This window comes from Streptomyces liliifuscus (assembly GCF_016598615.1).
Classification (GTDB): domain Bacteria; phylum Actinomycetota; class Actinomycetes; order Streptomycetales; family Streptomycetaceae; genus Streptomyces; species Streptomyces liliifuscus.
The window spans coordinates 8185977-8200333 of sequence record NZ_CP066831.1; the positions used below are offsets into that span (position 1 = coordinate 8185977).

Genomic DNA, 14357 nt, shown 5'->3' on the forward strand with positions numbered 1-14357 from the left:
GGTTGCCGCATTCGAGGTGGCAGGGGCGCTCTAGGAACTCGCCCCCGTTTCGGTCACCATGGCGGGGACGGTAGAAGGTCGTCTGTCACGGGAGGCGTCATGAAGCTGGGCAAGGCACTCGCCACCGGGGTCGCGGAGGAGCAGCCGCACCGGGAAGAGGAGGAGCTCCGACTCCCCGAGGAGATCGAGGAGTTGGAGTCCGCGGTCGAAGAGGTTCCGGTCGCGCGATGAGGATGCGGCTCCCCGAGGAACGTCCGGCGGAGCCGCCGACCGGATTCAAGATCGCCCACCCGATGCTGTCCCAGGACGGCACGAGGGCCGGGTTCACCGGTGTGTCGCTGGGCGGCGCGCTGCCGTACGGAGTGCTGGACGAGGCGCACTGCGTCTACGGCCTGAGGCACCGGGCACCGCACCGCCGCTGCGACTGCGGTTTCCACTGCGTGCACGAGCGCACGGCGGCCGAGGCCATGCTGTGCACCGCCGAGCACCGGAGCGCCGTACTCCTCGAAGTGACGGTCCTCGGCGCCTACATCCGCTTCGAGCTGGGCTTCCGGTACGCGCGGCAGCGGGTGCGTACCGCCACGGTCGGCCCCTGCGCGTGCGGCGCCGTCGCCGTGGCGCTGGCCGACGCGGGATGGGGCAGGCCCGGCTGGCGGGGCTTCGCGGCCTCCTGCGCCGGCTGCGTGCGCGGCCGTACGGCGGTGTCGCTCGCGACCTTCGCCCGGCTGGGCGGGGAAGGGCTGGGGGTACGGGCCGGGGGCGGTGTCGTGCCGGGCGCCGGTGACGGACTGCCCGAGGGGCTCGGGGTCTCCGAGCTCGTCGCCGAGGCGGCGCTGCTGCAGGCCCGGCTCGACTGGTTCCAGAGCCAGCTGGCACGACTCGGCGATCGCGGGGCCGGACAGGGGTGACGTCGGCCCGGCAGGGTACCCGGGCGTCCCGGACGAAAGGAGGCGGGACGCCGTGACCGGAACCATGGACCGGCGGCCGGGCGAGCAGCACTCGGTCGGTGAACTCGTCGGACAGGCCACCGAACAGCTCTCAGAGCTCGTACGACAGGAAGTGCGGCTCGCGAAGGAGGAGCTGGCGCAGAAGGGCCGGCGGGTGGGACGCGGCGGCGGGCTGCTGGGCGCGGCCGGTGCCGTCGCCTACGTGGGGCTGATGGCCCTGGCCGCGACCGGTGCGGCCGCGCTCTCCCTCGTGCTGCCCGTGTGGGCGGCGGCGCTCATCGTCACGGCCGTGCTCTTCGTGGTCGCGGGCGTGCTGGCGAGGACCGGCCGGGCCCAGCTCGGCCGCGCCGCCCCGCCGATGCCCGAGGAGGCGCTCGACAGCGTCCGGGCCGACGTCGACGAGATCAAGGAAAGGGCGCACCGATGAAGGACATGAACGATCCCGCGGAGCCCGGCAAGGCGGCGGACAAGGCCGCCGGCGGAGCGAAGGGCCCGGACGAACTGCGACAGCAGATCCAGGAGACCCGGGGGCAACTCGGCGACACCGTCGAGGAGTTGGCGGCGAAAGCCGATGTGAAGGCCCGCGCGCGGGCCCGGGGCTCCGAACTGAAGGGCAAGGCCTCCGAGGCCGGACACACCGTGCAGGACAAGGCCACACAGGCAGGCCATGTCGTACAGGACAAGGCCACCGAAGCCGGTCACGTCGTACAGGACAAGGCCGTCCAGGCCGGCCACGTCGTGCAGGACAAGGCCGTTCAGGCCGGGCACGTGGTGCAGAGCAGGGCCACGCGGGCCGGACACGCCGTCCAGGACAACGTGCCCCGGCCGGTGCGCACGGCCGTGACCAACGCCGTCCAGGCCGGAAAGCGGCACCCCGGGCCCGTACTGATCGCAGGGGCCGGAGCGGTGGTCGCGGTGGGCCTGCTGCGGCGGCGCCACAACGGACACCACTGATACACACCTTCGGCGACGGTCACTGACCGGCGCTGCACGACGAGCGGCGGAGCCCAGGCTTTGGGCTCCGCCGCTCGTCGTGCGCCTGTTGTCTGGGGGCGTGGGCCTGGTCGGTTCCGTCGCCCGGGGCGAACCCCCGCCCGCGATGCCGGTGCTTGACCTGAAGTCCGGTTGAGGTCCGAGGGTGGAGCCGTAGGCACCGATCAGCGATCACTGGAGTTCGTGATGACCCGTCGTACCGACGCGCACCCCGCGATGACCCGCCCCGAGGTGGGAGCGCCCTTCTTCAGCACCTGGCGGGTGGGGACGCCCGAGCGGCAGAAGGAGACGGTCGAGGCGATCGCCGCCACCTGGGAGCGCAGGGCGTGGCCGGCCGAGGGGCTGCTCGGCTACCACGTCTACACCGGGGAGGACGGCACGACCCTGCTGCACCACTCGCAGTGGCGGAGCGAGCAGGACTACGAGGCGTTCGTGAAGGTCCACCGGCAGGAGCGCGTGGACGAGGTGGATGTGGCCGTGCCCGGGATCGAACGGGTGGGGCTCGGCCGCTACCGGCGCTACCGCAGCGGCGCCCAGGAGGCGGAGACCCGGGTGCCGGGGTGTGTCGTGATCGTCGAGATTGAGTTCGAGGGACCGGACCCCGACCGGCAGCGCGCCTGGGTGGACGCCGTGTTCGAGGCCCTGGAGAGCGAGCCGAACCTCAGTCCCGGCGGTATCTCCGCCCACTTCCATCTGAGCACCGACGGCACGAAGGTCCTCAACTACGCCGAGTGGGAGACCGCGCAGGCCCACATCGACGCGCTGGCGGCCCCGGGCGGCGGCGTCGGCTCCCGTACGCCGCAGTGGGAGCGCGTACAGACGTACCCCGGTCTGAAGCAGTCCACGGTCCGCCGCTACACCCACGCCCTCGGCCTCGTCCCCGAGTGATCACCGGCACCCCCAGGAAGAGAACCCCCAGGAAAACAGCCGACAGGAAAACAACCGACAGGAAGAACCGTCTGGACAAAAAAAGTTTTCGGTGAGACGGTGGAGTCATGTTGGACGTGACCGTGATCGAGGACCCGGCGGCTGCCGCCGCCTCGCTGGACCCCATAAGGGCCCGGCTCCTGGCCGAGCTGGCGGCAGGACCCGCGTCGGCCGCCATGCTGGCCGGCAAGGTCGGACTGCCGAGGCAGAAGGTGAACTACCACCTGAAGGCGCTGGAGCGGCACGGCCTGGTCGAGCTCGCGGACGAGCGCCGCAAGGGGAACGTCACCGAGCGGCTGATGAGGGCGACCGCCGCGTCGTACGTCATCTCGCCGCTCGCGCTCGCCGCCGTGCAGCCCGACCCGGACCGCTTCCGGGACCAGCTCTCGGCGCGATGGCTGCTCGCGCTCGGCGCCCGGCTGGTGCGGGACGTCGGCACGCTCATCACGGGCGCCACGAAGGCCCGCAAGCGGCTCGCCACGTACGCGCTGGACGGCGAGGTGCGCTTCGCCTCCGCCGCCGACCGGGCCGCGTTCATCCAGGAGCTGACGGCCGGCGTCGGCGCCCTGATCCGCAAGTACGACTCCGCCGACGCCGAGGGGGGCCGTGACCACCGGATCGTCGTGGCGGTCCATCCCACGGTCAAGCCCGGTACGGCCGGCCCGGCCGGCGCATCTGACGCATCCGGTACGGCCGAGGGGCCCAAGGCTTCCGAGGCGTCCGCAGCGGCGCCCGAACTCACCGACTGACACGCCTAGTTGACGCGCAGGAGCAGACCATGTCCAAGGAATTCGAGATCGCCCGCGAGTTCGAGGTCGACGCCACACCCGACCAGGTGTGGGACGCCGTCACCAGCGGCACCGGCGGCTGGCTGTGGCCGATGGAGCCCCCGGAGCCGCGCGAGGGCGGCCGGGGCCCCTGGGGATCCACGGTCACCGCCTGGGACCCGCCGCACAAGTACACCAACCGCCTTGAGGGCGTCGACGAGAACTCCGAGCAGACCCTCAACCAGCTCGACTACACCGTCGAGCCGCGCGACGGCGGCCGGCGCGCCTGGGTGAGGTACGTGCACAGCGGGATCTTCGTCGACGACTGGGACAACCAGTACGACGGGGCGAGCAGGCATACCGACTTCTACCTCCACACCCTGCGCGAGTACCTGACGAGGTTCGCGGCCAGGCCGGCCGCCTTCGCCACGTTCGACGGGCCCGAGGCGTCCAAGGGGGCCGACGCCTTCGCCGCCGTGGGCCGTGCGCTCGGCCTTGGCGACGACACCGCGGAGGGCACGCGCGTACAGGCCCAGGGCCCCGACGGCCAGGTGCTGGACGCCGTCGTCGACTTCCGCAACCCGTACTTCATCGGGCTGCGCACCGACGACGCCCTCGTCCGCTTCTTCGGCCGCAACCACTGGGGTGCGCCCGTCGGCATGAGCGTCCACGACTTCGCCCCGGGCGCCGACGCCAAGCGGAACGAAGCCGCCTGGCAGGGCTGGCTGAACCAGGCCTTCGGAGCCTGACGCCCCACGCGGACACCGGTGAGCCCGGCCCCCCTGACGTGGGGCCGGGCTCACCGGCGTGTTCGTGCGGCGACCACGGGCTTCCTGTGCTGACTACGGGCGGAAGCGCAGCACCTGCGGGTCGTGGTCGCTGATCTGGTCGGAGAACTCCGAGTTGATGTGCACGCTGTCGTACGTGAAGTCGCAGTCCTTGCGGATCGACGGGCTGATCAGGATCTGGTCCAGGACCTGGCTGTTGCCCTGGTAGTCATAGCTGTAACGCTCGCTCTTCGGAAGGGACTTGACGGCCGACCACAGGGCGCCGTCGTCCTCCAGGAGCTTCGTCGTCTGCGAGAACTCGAAGTCGTTGATGTCGCCGAGCGTCACGACGTCCGCGTTCCTCTGCTTCGCCAGGATGTCCTTGACGAAGGCGTTGACCGCGGTCGCCTGGAGGTGGCGCTGCGTCTCCGAGCTGCGCGCCGGCGGCTGGAACTGCGAGTGCAGCGACTGGTCGCCGCCCTTCGACGCGAAGTGGTTCGCGATCACGAAGACCGACTTGCCGCGGAAGGTGAACTCGCCCGCGAGCGGCTTGCGGCTGTTCGTCCACGCGGCGTTCGCCGGGTCGATACGGCCCGGCGAGACCGTGAGCTGCGCCTTGCCGTGCACCTTCGTGACGCCGACGGCCGTCGTGGCGTCGCCGCCCGCGCGGTCCACGAACGACACGCGCTCCGGGTTGTAGAGGAACGCCTGACGGATGTTGCCGCCCGGCTCGCCGCCGTCCGCGAGGTTCACCGGGTCGATGGAGCGCCACTCGTACGCCGGGCCGCCCGCGGCGACGATCGCGTCGATCAGCTTCTGCATCGTCTGGTCGGCGGCGACCGTACCGTCGTTCTTCGCGCCGTTGTTGTCCTGGATCTCCTCCAGGGACAGGATGTCCGGCGACTGCAGGTGGTCCACGATCGCGGCCGCGTGGGCGGCGAACGTGGCGTCCGTCGGGTCGAGGTTCTCGACGTTGTACGTCGCCACCGCCAGCTCCGAACGCGACTGCTTGCGCGTCGTCTCGCGCTCCAGGCCGCCGGCCTCGACCGTGCCCAGGGTGCGGGCGGTCAGCGTGTAGCCGCCGAACTGGGTGTAGTCGAGCGGACCTTCGGTGGTGCCCTTGAGCGTGTCGCCGACGTTCGCCGTCGGGAACGGCTCGGTGGCGGTCGGGATCAGCGACTGGATCTGCAGCCGGCCGGTGTTCTGCGAGGAGTACGCGCCGTAGACCGTGCCGCCGCGGCGGTTCGGGTTCTCGTGCGGCTTGACCGTCACCCAGAGCTCGGAGAACGGGTCGGTCGCGGTGACCACGCGCGACGAGCCGATCGCGACGTTCATGCCCTCCAGGGACTCGTAGTGGTCGAGGGCGTACTTCTTCGGCCGCAGCGTCAGACCGTTGACCGAGCCGCTCGCCGCCGCGTCGCCCTCGGGCGTGTACGCGTCCGGTACGGAACGGCTGTTGATGACGGTCGCCTTGGGCAGCGCGTTGCCGCTCGACACCACCGTCACCGTCGGCCGGGTGATCTCCGTGACCGACTGGTTGCCGGACGAGGCGCCGCCCGGCACGAACTCCGTGACCGTGCCGGAGACGGTGACCGAGTCGCCGACCGCGACCTTCGGCGTGGAGCTGGTGAAGACGAAGACGCCCTCGCTGGTGGCCGGGTTGTCGTCCGCGGACGGACCCTGGATCCAGAAACCGCGGGACGAACCGTAGGTTCTCGTGCCCGTGACGATGCCGGCCACATCCGTGACCTGCTGGCCCGCGAGCGGGGACGTACGGGTGGAGCCCTGGATGTCATGGACGGCCACGGCGTCCGCGTGGGCGGGCGAGGTGACGACCACCGCGGAGACCGTGGAACAGACGGCGGCGACGGTGAGCGCGGCTATGCGTGCGGAAGACTTGCTCGGCAACGGGATCCCTCCGGGGACGTGCGTGGGCGCCGGGACGAGGGTGGCGCGGTGAACGGACGAGGGTGGAGCTGTGGAACACGTCGTACGTGGGTGGAGCGGTGGAACGAAGGCGAACGAAAGCAAGGGTGGAGCCGTGGGGGGAGCCGTAACCTGTGGGGCGGTCCGTGACGCGCGTAGAAGCCGCGGCGGACTGCTACTCGCGAGTTTCTACGCGCGTCAATCTCGTGTCTGGCCACGGCACTTGTCAAGGTTTCCCGAGTTAACACTTCTGACAGGTTCATGAACCGGGCGGCATGGGTCCAAATCCGTCTAGGCTGAGGCTGCGTGTCCGGGGCGGCCGGCAGGCGTTTTCCCGGGCGGCCCGCGGGCCTCGTGTACGTCCGAGATGTACGCCCGAACGTTCGTCCTAGGAGAACCAGCCGATGTCAGACAGTTCCCCCCTGCCGCCGGTGCGTCTGCACTCCGAAGCGGAGCTCGCGCGGGACGCCCTCGCCACGCCGCTTCTCTCGCGTGCCGTGCGGCTCGCCCGCTGGGCCGGTCCGGAGACCAGGGTCGGGGCCGGCGGCGAACTCGTCGAGGAACAGCTGCCGGCCGCCGCCGCGGAGCTCGGCCTCGACGGAGGGGACGCCGCGGCCTACGCGAGCGAGGCCTGGCGGGTGGCCGTCGACACCGGGCTCGTCGAGGTTGTGGACGAGGAGGAGGGCACCGTCACCGCGGGCGCCGACCTGGCACTCGTCGTCTCGGGAGCACCGCAGGACGTACTGGGACTGTGGCTCGGCGCCCTTGAGGCGGTGCTGGCCGACGCCGGCGTGCCCGACCTCGACGACCTCGTGGAGGCCATGGGCGAGGGCGGCGAGGTCGACTTCTCCCAGCTGGACTGGGATCCGGAGGCCGAGGCGGAGTTCCTCGACGGGGTCCTCGGCAACCTCTACCTGCTGACCTCCAGCGAGGACGGGCCCGGCGACGGCCCGGTGCCGCTTCCCGCGCTCGCCGCCTCGATGATCGTGCCGGACGACATGGGGGAGCCCACCAATGACGTCCTGGAGCAGGTGTCGGACGCGATGATGCGGCTCGACGACCAGTTCCGGCTGCTTGAGCCGATCGGGCTCGTCGACTTCCAGCCCGTCGACGAGGCACTCATGGCCGACGCCGACGAGGAGCCCGCGGCGCCGGTCGACGACACCGACGTCTCGCGGTACGGGATGGTGCGGCTCACCCCCCTCGGGGTGTACGGGATCCGGGCGCGGCTCCTCGAAGCCGGGTTCGCGGCGCCCGCGGTGGGCGACCTCGCGGACAAGGGGGCGGACGTGCTGCTCGACGGCACCTCCGCGTTTCCGCCTGCGGCCGCGCAGGCCGAGACCGAGCAGTGGCTCGACCGGCGTGAACCCCTTTCCGCGGCGCGGGAGTTGCTCGCGGCGGCGAAGGGTTCCGACGCCGGGGCGCCGCTGCGGCGGCTGCGCTGCCAGCAGGCCCTTTCGCTGGTCGGCGCGGAGGCCTCGCCCGCGCTCCGTGAGGTGCTCGACGATGCCGAGCTGGGCGGGCTCGCTCGGGTCTGGCTGACAGAGCGGGGGGCCTCGGACGTGCCCGCGCCTTCCGAGGGGATGGTGTTCTGGCTGACCGTCGACACGATTGCCGCGCAGCTTGCCGCGGAGGGGAATTCCGCGGAGTTGCAGGCGCTTGTCGAGGGGCTTGCGGCGCAGCACGGGTCGTTTTTCGCGGCGGCCTGGCGGGTGGATCATCCTGCTACGCCGGATGTGCTGGAGGCGATGGGGCGGCTGCATCCCGACAAGAAGGTCGCCAAGGAGGCGCGGAAGGCTGCGTTCAAGGCTCGGTCGCAGCAAGGGGGGTAAGGGCGGCGGGGGCGAAAGAAATCCTGGTTGTCAGGGCTCGTCCTCGCCCATGGCCAGGACTCGGACCGGGATGCCCTCCAGCTCGTCGGGGACGACGTCCTCGGGGCGGAGCCGGTCGCGGGGGACCTTGCGGGTGACGAAGACGACGATGACGTCCTCGCCGGACTCCTCGTCACGCCCACTGCCGACACCGCTCACATTGGCCAGCGCCATCAGCCGTTCCTCATGGCGGTGGCTTGCCTGACGCGCGTCCACTTCGGCTCGCCTCCCATGGGTCGTACGGGTCCTTGGTAGGGAGATTATTCCGACCAACAGTTCGCATGCGAGGACTGATGGGCCGTACGGGGCGGCATTGCTCCGGACGGGCGGAAGCGACGGAAGCGGCGGGATCCGGCTGGTCAGGCCGGATCCGACCGGATTCACGTAAGCGGGCCCTGGGAAGTCGGCCCGCGTTCAACCGGCGTTCAGCCACGGGCGGCACGGTGTGGCCGACAGTCGGGTCCGCCACCCCCCACGCGTCACCGCCTCGCCACGGTCACACTCCACCGTCACAGGAGACAGCATGTCGCTCACCCGCAGGGACTTCGCCAGACGATCCGCGATCACCGGCGCCGGTGTCGCCCTGATCGGCAGCGTCGGCACACTCGCCACCGCGCCCGGCGCCCTCGCGTCCACGGACACCGAGACCACGGGCGACGCCGACGACGATGCCGACCACGCCGACAGGCACGGCGGAGCCGTCGGCTACGGCCCGCTGCTGCCCGACCCCAAGGGCGTCCTCGCGCTGCCCGCCGGGTTCCGGTACCGCGTCATCACGTACAGCGGGAAGACCAAGCTGGAGTCGGGCGAGTTCACCCCCTCCAACCACGACGGCACGGCCACCTTCGACGGCCCGCGCGGCACGACCCTCCTCGTCAACAACCACGAGCTGAAGGGCCCGCGCGCCAACTGGAAGTACCCGGTCCCGCTCACCGAGGGCCTCGTCTACGACCCGGCCGCGTCCGGCGGCTGCACGGTCGTCGAAGTGCGTCCGGGCGGCGCGGTCGCCGAGTGGGTCGGCATCGCGGGCACCTCCACCAACTGCGCGGGCGGCAGCACCCCCTGGGGCACCTGGCTCACCTGCGAGGAGAACTCCGACCGCGCCGGCGTCAACGGCATGACCAAGGACCACGGCTACGTCTTCGAGGTCGACCCCTCCGACCGCCGCGCCAACCGCAATCCCAAGCCCCTGAAGTTCTTCGGCCGCTACGACCACGAGGCCGTCGTCATCGACCCCAAGCGCGGCCACGCCTACCTCACCGAGGACGCGGCCGGCCCCAACGGCCTCTTCTACCGCTGGACCCCGCCGAAGGGCTTCCACTACGGCCCCGGCAGGTTCCGCACCCTCGCCGACGACGCGGGCGTGCTCCAGGCGCCCAAGTGCTACGACTCCGGCGGCCGCCCGGTCGACGACCTCTCCCGCGCCACGAAGATCGGCACGGTGTACGGCGTCGACTGGGAGGACGTCCCCGACCGCGACGCGAAGACCGTCGACGTGCGCAAGCAGTTCGGCCCCGGCGAGGTCACCCGCGCCCGCAAGCTCGAAGGCATGTGGTGGGGCGACGGCGGCGCGTACATCGTCTCCTCGTACGCCCGTGCCGAGAGCCCCGTCCAGCACGACGGCCAGGTCTGGTTCTACGACCCCAAGCGCCGCACGCTGACCCTGAAGGTCCTCCTCGGCGTGAACCCCGACCCGTCCAAGGACGGCGCCTTCGACGGTCCCGACAACATCACCGTCTCCCCGTACGGCGGCCTCGTCATCGCCGAGGACGGCGAGGGTGTCTCGCACCTCTTCGGCGCGACCGACAGCGGCCGTACGTACCCCATCGCCCGCAACGACCTCAACATCGGCACCGAGGCGGAGCCCGAGTTCAGCGAGTTCACCGGCGTCACCTTCTCGCCCGACGGAAGGACGCTGTACGCCAACATCCAGGAGCCGGGCATCATGCTGGCGATCACCGGTCCCTGGCGGCGTCAGAAGCGCGGCTGAGCCCCGTTTCGTACGCCAGACCCCTGGACGTGGAGTAAACCCGTCGCCCCCCGTGTTGTGACACCTGTTGCCACCTGGGAGGGGACGGGAGCCGATGAGCCTTCGCCAGTACGAGTACGCCCTGGCCGTTGCCGAGGAGGGCTCGGTGACGGCGGCGGCGGAGCTGCTGCACGTCGCTCAGCCGTCGGTGTCCCAGCAGATCCGCGGTCTGGAGCGGGAACTCGGCGTGCAACTGTTCGCCCGTACGCCGACCGGACTGGTGCCCACCGTGGTCGGCCGTGCGTTCCTGCGGGAGGCGGAGGTCGCGGTCAGCGCGTCGCGGCGGGCGAGGGCCACGGCACGGGCCGGTGCCGACGAACTGGTGGGCGAGCTGGTGGTCGCGGCGCAGATGGGCTTCGGCACGCGGCAGCTGCCGGGCGCCCTGGGCACGTTGCGTCGCCGCTTCCCGCGGCTGGAGGTCACCGTCTTCGAGGAGCCGAGCTCCGCCGAGCTGGAGCGGCTGTGCCGCCGGGGCGTGTTGAACCTTGCCCTGATGGCCGCCTGCGAGCGGAGCCCCTCCGACGCCCACCACCTCGGCGACGAGAAGTTCGTCGTGGTGCTGGGCGCCGGGCACCGGCTGCTCGCCGCGGACGCGGTCGAGCTGCGCGAACTGGCGGGGGAGCCGTGGGTGAGGTTCGACCGCGACAGCGCGCTCGACGGCGTGCTGCTGAACGTGCTGCGGGACAACGACCTGACCCCGACCACGGCCGCCCGTGTGTCCCAGACCGCGACGGCCGTGCGCTGGGCCGCCCACGGGCTGGGGGTGACGCTCGTCCCGGCCTCCGCGGTGCCCCACGGCTATGAGCACCTCGTGCGTCCGGTGTTCCCGGTCGTGTCCCAGCCCGTCATCGCCGTGCTCAGGCCCGGCGCGGGCCCGGCGGAGACTGCCCTGCTCGAACTCCTGCGTGAGGAGACCTGGTCCGAGTCCGTTTCCCTCTCGCCTTCCCTCTCACCCTCTCTCTGATCTTCCTTTTCCCTCTGACCTTCTTTCTCGCCGGTGTCCTGAATTCCGTCGGTGTCAGCCCCTGGGGAATTCGCCGCCGTCCACGACGAGATTGCTTCCGGTCACCCAGCTCGCCCGGTCGGACACCAGGAACACCACCGCGTCGGCGATGTCGTCGGGCTGCCCCTCGCGCCCCAGCGGCACCGGGCTGTTGTTCTCGCCCTGCGCCGGGTCCAGCCGCGCCCACTGCTCCCGTGTCAGTTCGCCGCCGGGGGTGGCGGTTCGGCCGGGAGTCACGGTGTTGACCCGGACTCCGGACGGGGCCAGCTCCAGGGCAAGCCCCCGGCTGTAGTTCTCCAGCGCCGCCTTCGCCGCCGTGTAGTGCAGGAACGGGGGCGGTGTGGCGGGGACCGCGGCCGAGGAGATGTGCACGATCACTCCCGAACGCCGTTCGCGCATCCCCGGTACCAGCAGCGAGTCCAGCCGCACCGAGGCCAGGTAGTTCAGGTCGAGTTGGTCCTGCCACTCCTCGTCGGGGATGGCCGAGGTGCTCTCGTACGGTCGTGCCCCGCCCGCGTTGTGGACCAGGATGTCCACCCCGCCGAGCACCTCCTGGGCGGCCGCGGCGAGCGTCTCCGCCCCTGCCCGTGTCCGTACGTCGGCCGCCACGAAGGCGGCTCCCTCCGGCACCGTGCTCGTCGCCGACCTGGCGGTGGTGAGCACCTCGGCGCCCGCGTCCAGGAGTTGGCGCACTATGGCCTCTCCTATTCCGCGAGAACCACCTGTGACCAGGGCCCGCTTTCCCTTGAGTTCCTGCGTTCCCGATCCGTTTTCGATCGTGGTCATGCCACCGGCCCTCTCGATTGCGTATTCGTCCGCTCGTTGAGCATCTCGTCGAGCTGTTTCACCGTACGTTCGGAAAAGAACGAGGGGCAAAGACGAAAAGTCAGCAGGTGCCATAGGGAGTTCCTATGGCGGCCCGGTCGCCCCGGCGACCCCTGGCCTCCTCCGGCTCAGGGGCCTTGTGCGGAGGTGACCTGTCCAGTGCGCCCGTACGAAATAATCGTTCGCCCGGCCCGCGGTGCGGGTCCTACAGTGATGAACGTCCAGGTGCGAAGGCAGGACCTACTTCCACTGATAATGGGGCGGCCGCGGGTTCGAGTCCCGTCACCGGTACAACGCGCCGGTGTAGCTCAGGGGTTAGAGCACCTACGTCGGTTCCGCCGGCCTTGAACTCTGGACACCACAACTTCATGCACCTCCCGGTGCGATGGTGGCGGCTACTTCTCTTCCAAAGAATCCAGGCCGCCGCCGACTTGATCTCGGGAGGCGCAGCAAATGGTGTGTGCCCGGTGCGTAGGCAGCGGATACTTCGGGGACTTGGTGGGAAACCGTGCGGGTTCGAATCCCGTCATCGCTTCGGGCGATGTGGCGGAATGGAAGACGCGCCAAGTGATAAGACCGCCGCCGACCCGATCTCGGGCACGCTCCATTTGCTGTGCCTCCCGCCGAAACACCCACTGAATTCGGGGGAATTCATCATGGCGCGATTCAACACCAAGGCGGCGAAGGCCCAGGGCACTTCGCGGGTCACCTCGACCGGGCGCGTACTGCGCACCTACGAGGGCGGCCGCGGCCGTGAGCGCGACGCTCGTTCCGAGCTCTTCCTGCTGGCGATCGCCAACCTCGTCTCGCAGAACACCTTCTACGAGACCGGCGACGCCCGGGACGACCGGTTCGCCGCGCTCGTGCGTGAGCTGGCCGTCAGCGACCCCTCGTGGACGGCGAGCATGCTGGCCTGGCTGCGCGGCGAGGGCAACATGCGGACCGCGTCCATCGTCGGCGCCGCCGAGTACGTCAAGGCGCGCCTCGACGCGGGCGCCACGGACGGCCCGGCGAACCGGCAGGTCGTCGCGTCCGTGCTGCGGCGTCCGGACGAGCCCGGCGAGCTGCTCGCGTACTGGACCGCGCTGTACGGCCGCAACATCCCCAAGCCCGTGAAGCGCGGCATCGCCGACGCCGTACGCCGGCTCTACAGCGGCAAGTCGCTGCTGAAGTACGACACGGCGTCCAAGGGCTACCGCTTCGGCGACATCCTCAACCTCGTGCACGCGGCACCGGACCCGGACAAGCCGTGGCAGGGCGACCTGTTCCAGTACGCGCTCGACCGGCGGCACAACCCGGACACCGCGGTCGTGCCCAAGTCGCTGCCCGTCCTGGCGGCCCACCGTGACCTGATGGCACTGCGGCCCGCCAAGCGGCGCAAGGTGGTGACCGGTGCGCACGGCGCGCAGCGCCTCGCGGACGCGGGCATCACCTGGGAGGCGCTGGCCGGCTGGCTGCAGGGCCCGATGGACAAGGCGGCCTGGGAGGCCGTCATCCCGTCCATGGGTTCGATGGCCCTGGTACGGAACCTGCGCAACTTCGACGAGGCGGGGGTCTCGGACGAGGTGGCCGCCCTGGTGGCCGCCCGTATCAGTGACCCCGCGGAGGTCGCGCGTTCTCGGCAGTTCCCGTTCCGGTACCTCGCCGCGTACCAGCACGCTCCTTCGCTGCGCTGGTCGTACCCGCTGGAGCAGGCGCTCGGTCACTCGCTGGCCAACGTGCCGGCCCTGGGCGGTCGCACGCTCGTACTCGTCGACCGGTCCGGGTCGATGTTCTACTCGCGGCTGTCCGACCGCTCGGAGCTCAACCGGGCCGACGCGGCGGCGATCTTCGGCACGGCGCTCGCGCTGCGGGCGGCGGACGCGGATCTCGTCGAGTTCGGTACGACCAGCAAGCGGGTGAGGTTCCGTCGGGGCGAGTCGGTGCTGAAGGTGCTGGAGCGTTTCGGCGACCTCGGCGGGACGGACACGACCGAGGCCGTCCGCAAGCACTACAAGAAGCACGACCGCGTGCTGATCGTCACGGACGAGCAGGCCACGTACAGCCACTACGGCGACCCGACCGAGCAGGTTCCGGCGAACGTGCCGGTCTACACCTGGAACCTTGCCGGGTACCGGGCGGGCCACGGGCCGTCCGGGGCGGGGAACCGGCATGTCTTCGGTGGTCTGTCGGATGCCGCTTTTCGCATGGTTCCGCTGCTTGAGGGGGCCCGGGACGCGGACTGGCCCTGGGCCTGTTGAGCGAGCCGTGCTCTGGTGCTCTGCAGCTCTGTGTGAGTGCGGCCCGTACTTCTGTGCGGGTC

The 14357-nt window shown here is 70.8% G+C and carries 14 protein-coding genes; 11 read left to right on the plus strand and 3 right to left on the minus strand.

Annotated features, from left to right (window positions below; genetic code table 11):
• Positions 1–99: 99 nt before the first annotated feature.
• From JEQ17_RS50555 to JEQ17_RS35300, 7 genes are all read left to right on the plus strand, one after another.
• Positions 100–231, plus strand: coding sequence for a hypothetical protein (locus JEQ17_RS50555; protein ID WP_267924805.1), 132 nt, complete (start codon positions 100–102; stop codon positions 229–231).
• Positions 228–908 carry a hypothetical protein gene (locus tag JEQ17_RS35275; RefSeq protein WP_200399035.1) on the plus strand — a complete coding sequence of 227 codons (681 nt, stop codon included), beginning with the start codon at positions 228–230 and terminating at the stop codon, positions 906–908. Before JEQ17_RS50555 ends, JEQ17_RS35275 begins: the two co-directional genes overlap by 4 nt.
• A gap of 52 nt (positions 909–960) precedes the next feature.
• Entirely contained in the window at positions 961–1374 is a 414-nt protein-coding gene (locus JEQ17_RS35280; protein ID WP_200399036.1) for a phage holin family protein, read from the plus strand.
• A gap of 5 nt (positions 1375–1379) precedes the next feature.
• Positions 1380–1901 carry a DUF3618 domain-containing protein gene (locus JEQ17_RS35285; RefSeq protein ID WP_200401883.1) on the plus strand — a complete coding sequence of 174 codons (522 nt, stop codon included), beginning with the start codon at positions 1380–1382 and terminating at the stop codon, positions 1899–1901.
• Between the two features lie 225 nt (positions 1902–2126).
• Positions 2127–2828 carry an antibiotic biosynthesis monooxygenase gene (locus tag JEQ17_RS35290; RefSeq protein ID WP_200399037.1) on the plus strand — a complete coding sequence of 234 codons (702 nt, stop codon included), beginning with the start codon at positions 2127–2129 and terminating at the stop codon, positions 2826–2828.
• Positions 2829–2935: 107 nt separating this feature from the next.
• Positions 2936–3616, plus strand: a complete 681-nt coding sequence (locus JEQ17_RS35295) for an ArsR/SmtB family transcription factor (RefSeq protein WP_200399038.1) — start codon at positions 2936–2938, stop codon at positions 3614–3616.
• A 29-nt stretch (positions 3617–3645) separates the two neighbouring features.
• Positions 3646–4383: an SRPBCC family protein gene (locus JEQ17_RS35300; protein WP_200399039.1), complete on the plus strand. Its 738-nt coding sequence runs from the start codon at positions 3646–3648 to the stop codon at positions 4381–4383.
• A gap of 93 nt (positions 4384–4476) precedes the next feature.
• Here JEQ17_RS35300 and JEQ17_RS35305 read toward each other — a convergent pair whose 3' ends face one another.
• Positions 4477–6309 carry an endonuclease/exonuclease/phosphatase family protein gene (locus JEQ17_RS35305; RefSeq protein WP_200399040.1) on the minus strand — a complete coding sequence of 611 codons (1833 nt, stop codon included), beginning with the start codon at positions 6307–6309 and terminating at the stop codon, positions 4477–4479.
• Positions 6310–6731: 422 nt separating this feature from the next.
• Between JEQ17_RS35305 and JEQ17_RS35310 the strand changes: the two genes are divergently transcribed.
• On the plus strand, positions 6732–8159 hold the full coding sequence (locus tag JEQ17_RS35310; protein ID WP_200399041.1) for a hypothetical protein: 1428 nt from the start codon (positions 6732–6734) through the stop codon (positions 8157–8159).
• Between the two features lie 30 nt (positions 8160–8189).
• On the opposite strand, the gene JEQ17_RS35315 is transcribed toward JEQ17_RS35310, so the two are convergent.
• Complete coding sequence (locus tag JEQ17_RS35315) at positions 8190–8372, minus strand: hypothetical protein (RefSeq protein WP_200399042.1); 183 nt, start codon at positions 8370–8372, stop codon at positions 8190–8192.
• A 349-nt stretch (positions 8373–8721) separates the two neighbouring features.
• Here JEQ17_RS35315 and JEQ17_RS35320 point away from each other — a divergent pair, with 349 nt between their 5' ends.
• Both JEQ17_RS35320 and JEQ17_RS35325 read left to right on the plus strand, forming a co-directional pair.
• Complete coding sequence (locus tag JEQ17_RS35320) at positions 8722–10188, plus strand: alkaline phosphatase PhoX (RefSeq protein WP_200399043.1); 1467 nt, start codon at positions 8722–8724, stop codon at positions 10186–10188.
• A gap of 94 nt (positions 10189–10282) precedes the next feature.
• Positions 10283–11191, plus strand: a complete 909-nt coding sequence (locus JEQ17_RS35325) for a LysR family transcriptional regulator (protein WP_200399044.1) — start codon at positions 10283–10285, stop codon at positions 11189–11191.
• A gap of 54 nt (positions 11192–11245) precedes the next feature.
• Here the strand turns inward: JEQ17_RS35325 and JEQ17_RS35330 are convergent, their stop codons facing one another.
• The gene (locus tag JEQ17_RS35330; protein ID WP_200399045.1) at positions 11246–12016 is read right to left on the minus strand and encodes an SDR family oxidoreductase; all 771 of its coding nucleotides are present in this window, start codon (positions 12014–12016) and stop codon (positions 11246–11248) included.
• A gap of 695 nt (positions 12017–12711) precedes the next feature.
• Between JEQ17_RS35330 and JEQ17_RS35335 the strand changes: the two genes are divergently transcribed.
• Positions 12712–14295, plus strand: a complete 1584-nt coding sequence (locus tag JEQ17_RS35335) for a TROVE domain-containing protein (protein WP_200399046.1) — start codon at positions 12712–12714, stop codon at positions 14293–14295.
• The last annotated feature ends 62 nt before the right edge of the window (positions 14296–14357 follow it).

Excerpts from the sequence above, each read along its gene's own strand:
- JEQ17_RS35315 (WP_200399042.1), bottom strand. The coding sequence starts at position 8,372 with ATGGCGCTGGCCAATGTGAGCGGTGTCGGCAGTGGGCGTGACGAGGAG.
- JEQ17_RS35285 (WP_200401883.1), top strand. The coding sequence starts at position 1,380 with ATGAACGATCCCGCGGAGCCCGGCAAGGCGGCGGACAAGGCCGCCGGC.
- JEQ17_RS35310 (WP_200399041.1), top strand. The coding sequence starts at position 6,732 with ATGTCAGACAGTTCCCCCCTGCCGCCGGTGCGTCTGCACTCCGAAGCG.
- JEQ17_RS35330 (WP_200399045.1), bottom strand. The coding sequence starts at position 12,016 with ATGACCACGATCGAAAACGGATCGGGAACGCAGGAACTCAAGGGAAAG.
- JEQ17_RS35275 (WP_200399035.1), top strand. The coding sequence starts at position 228 with ATGAGGATGCGGCTCCCCGAGGAACGTCCGGCGGAGCCGCCGACCGGA.
- JEQ17_RS35290 (WP_200399037.1), top strand. The coding sequence starts at position 2,127 with ATGACCCGTCGTACCGACGCGCACCCCGCGATGACCCGCCCCGAGGTG.
- JEQ17_RS35295 (WP_200399038.1), top strand. The coding sequence starts at position 2,936 with ATGTTGGACGTGACCGTGATCGAGGACCCGGCGGCTGCCGCCGCCTCG.
- JEQ17_RS35335 (WP_200399046.1), top strand. The coding sequence starts at position 12,712 with ATGGCGCGATTCAACACCAAGGCGGCGAAGGCCCAGGGCACTTCGCGG.
- JEQ17_RS35320 (WP_200399043.1), top strand. The coding sequence starts at position 8,722 with ATGTCGCTCACCCGCAGGGACTTCGCCAGACGATCCGCGATCACCGGC.
- JEQ17_RS35300 (WP_200399039.1), top strand. The coding sequence starts at position 3,646 with ATGTCCAAGGAATTCGAGATCGCCCGCGAGTTCGAGGTCGACGCCACA.
- JEQ17_RS50555 (WP_267924805.1), top strand. The coding sequence starts at position 100 with ATGAAGCTGGGCAAGGCACTCGCCACCGGGGTCGCGGAGGAGCAGCCG.
- JEQ17_RS35325 (WP_200399044.1), top strand. The coding sequence starts at position 10,283 with ATGAGCCTTCGCCAGTACGAGTACGCCCTGGCCGTTGCCGAGGAGGGC.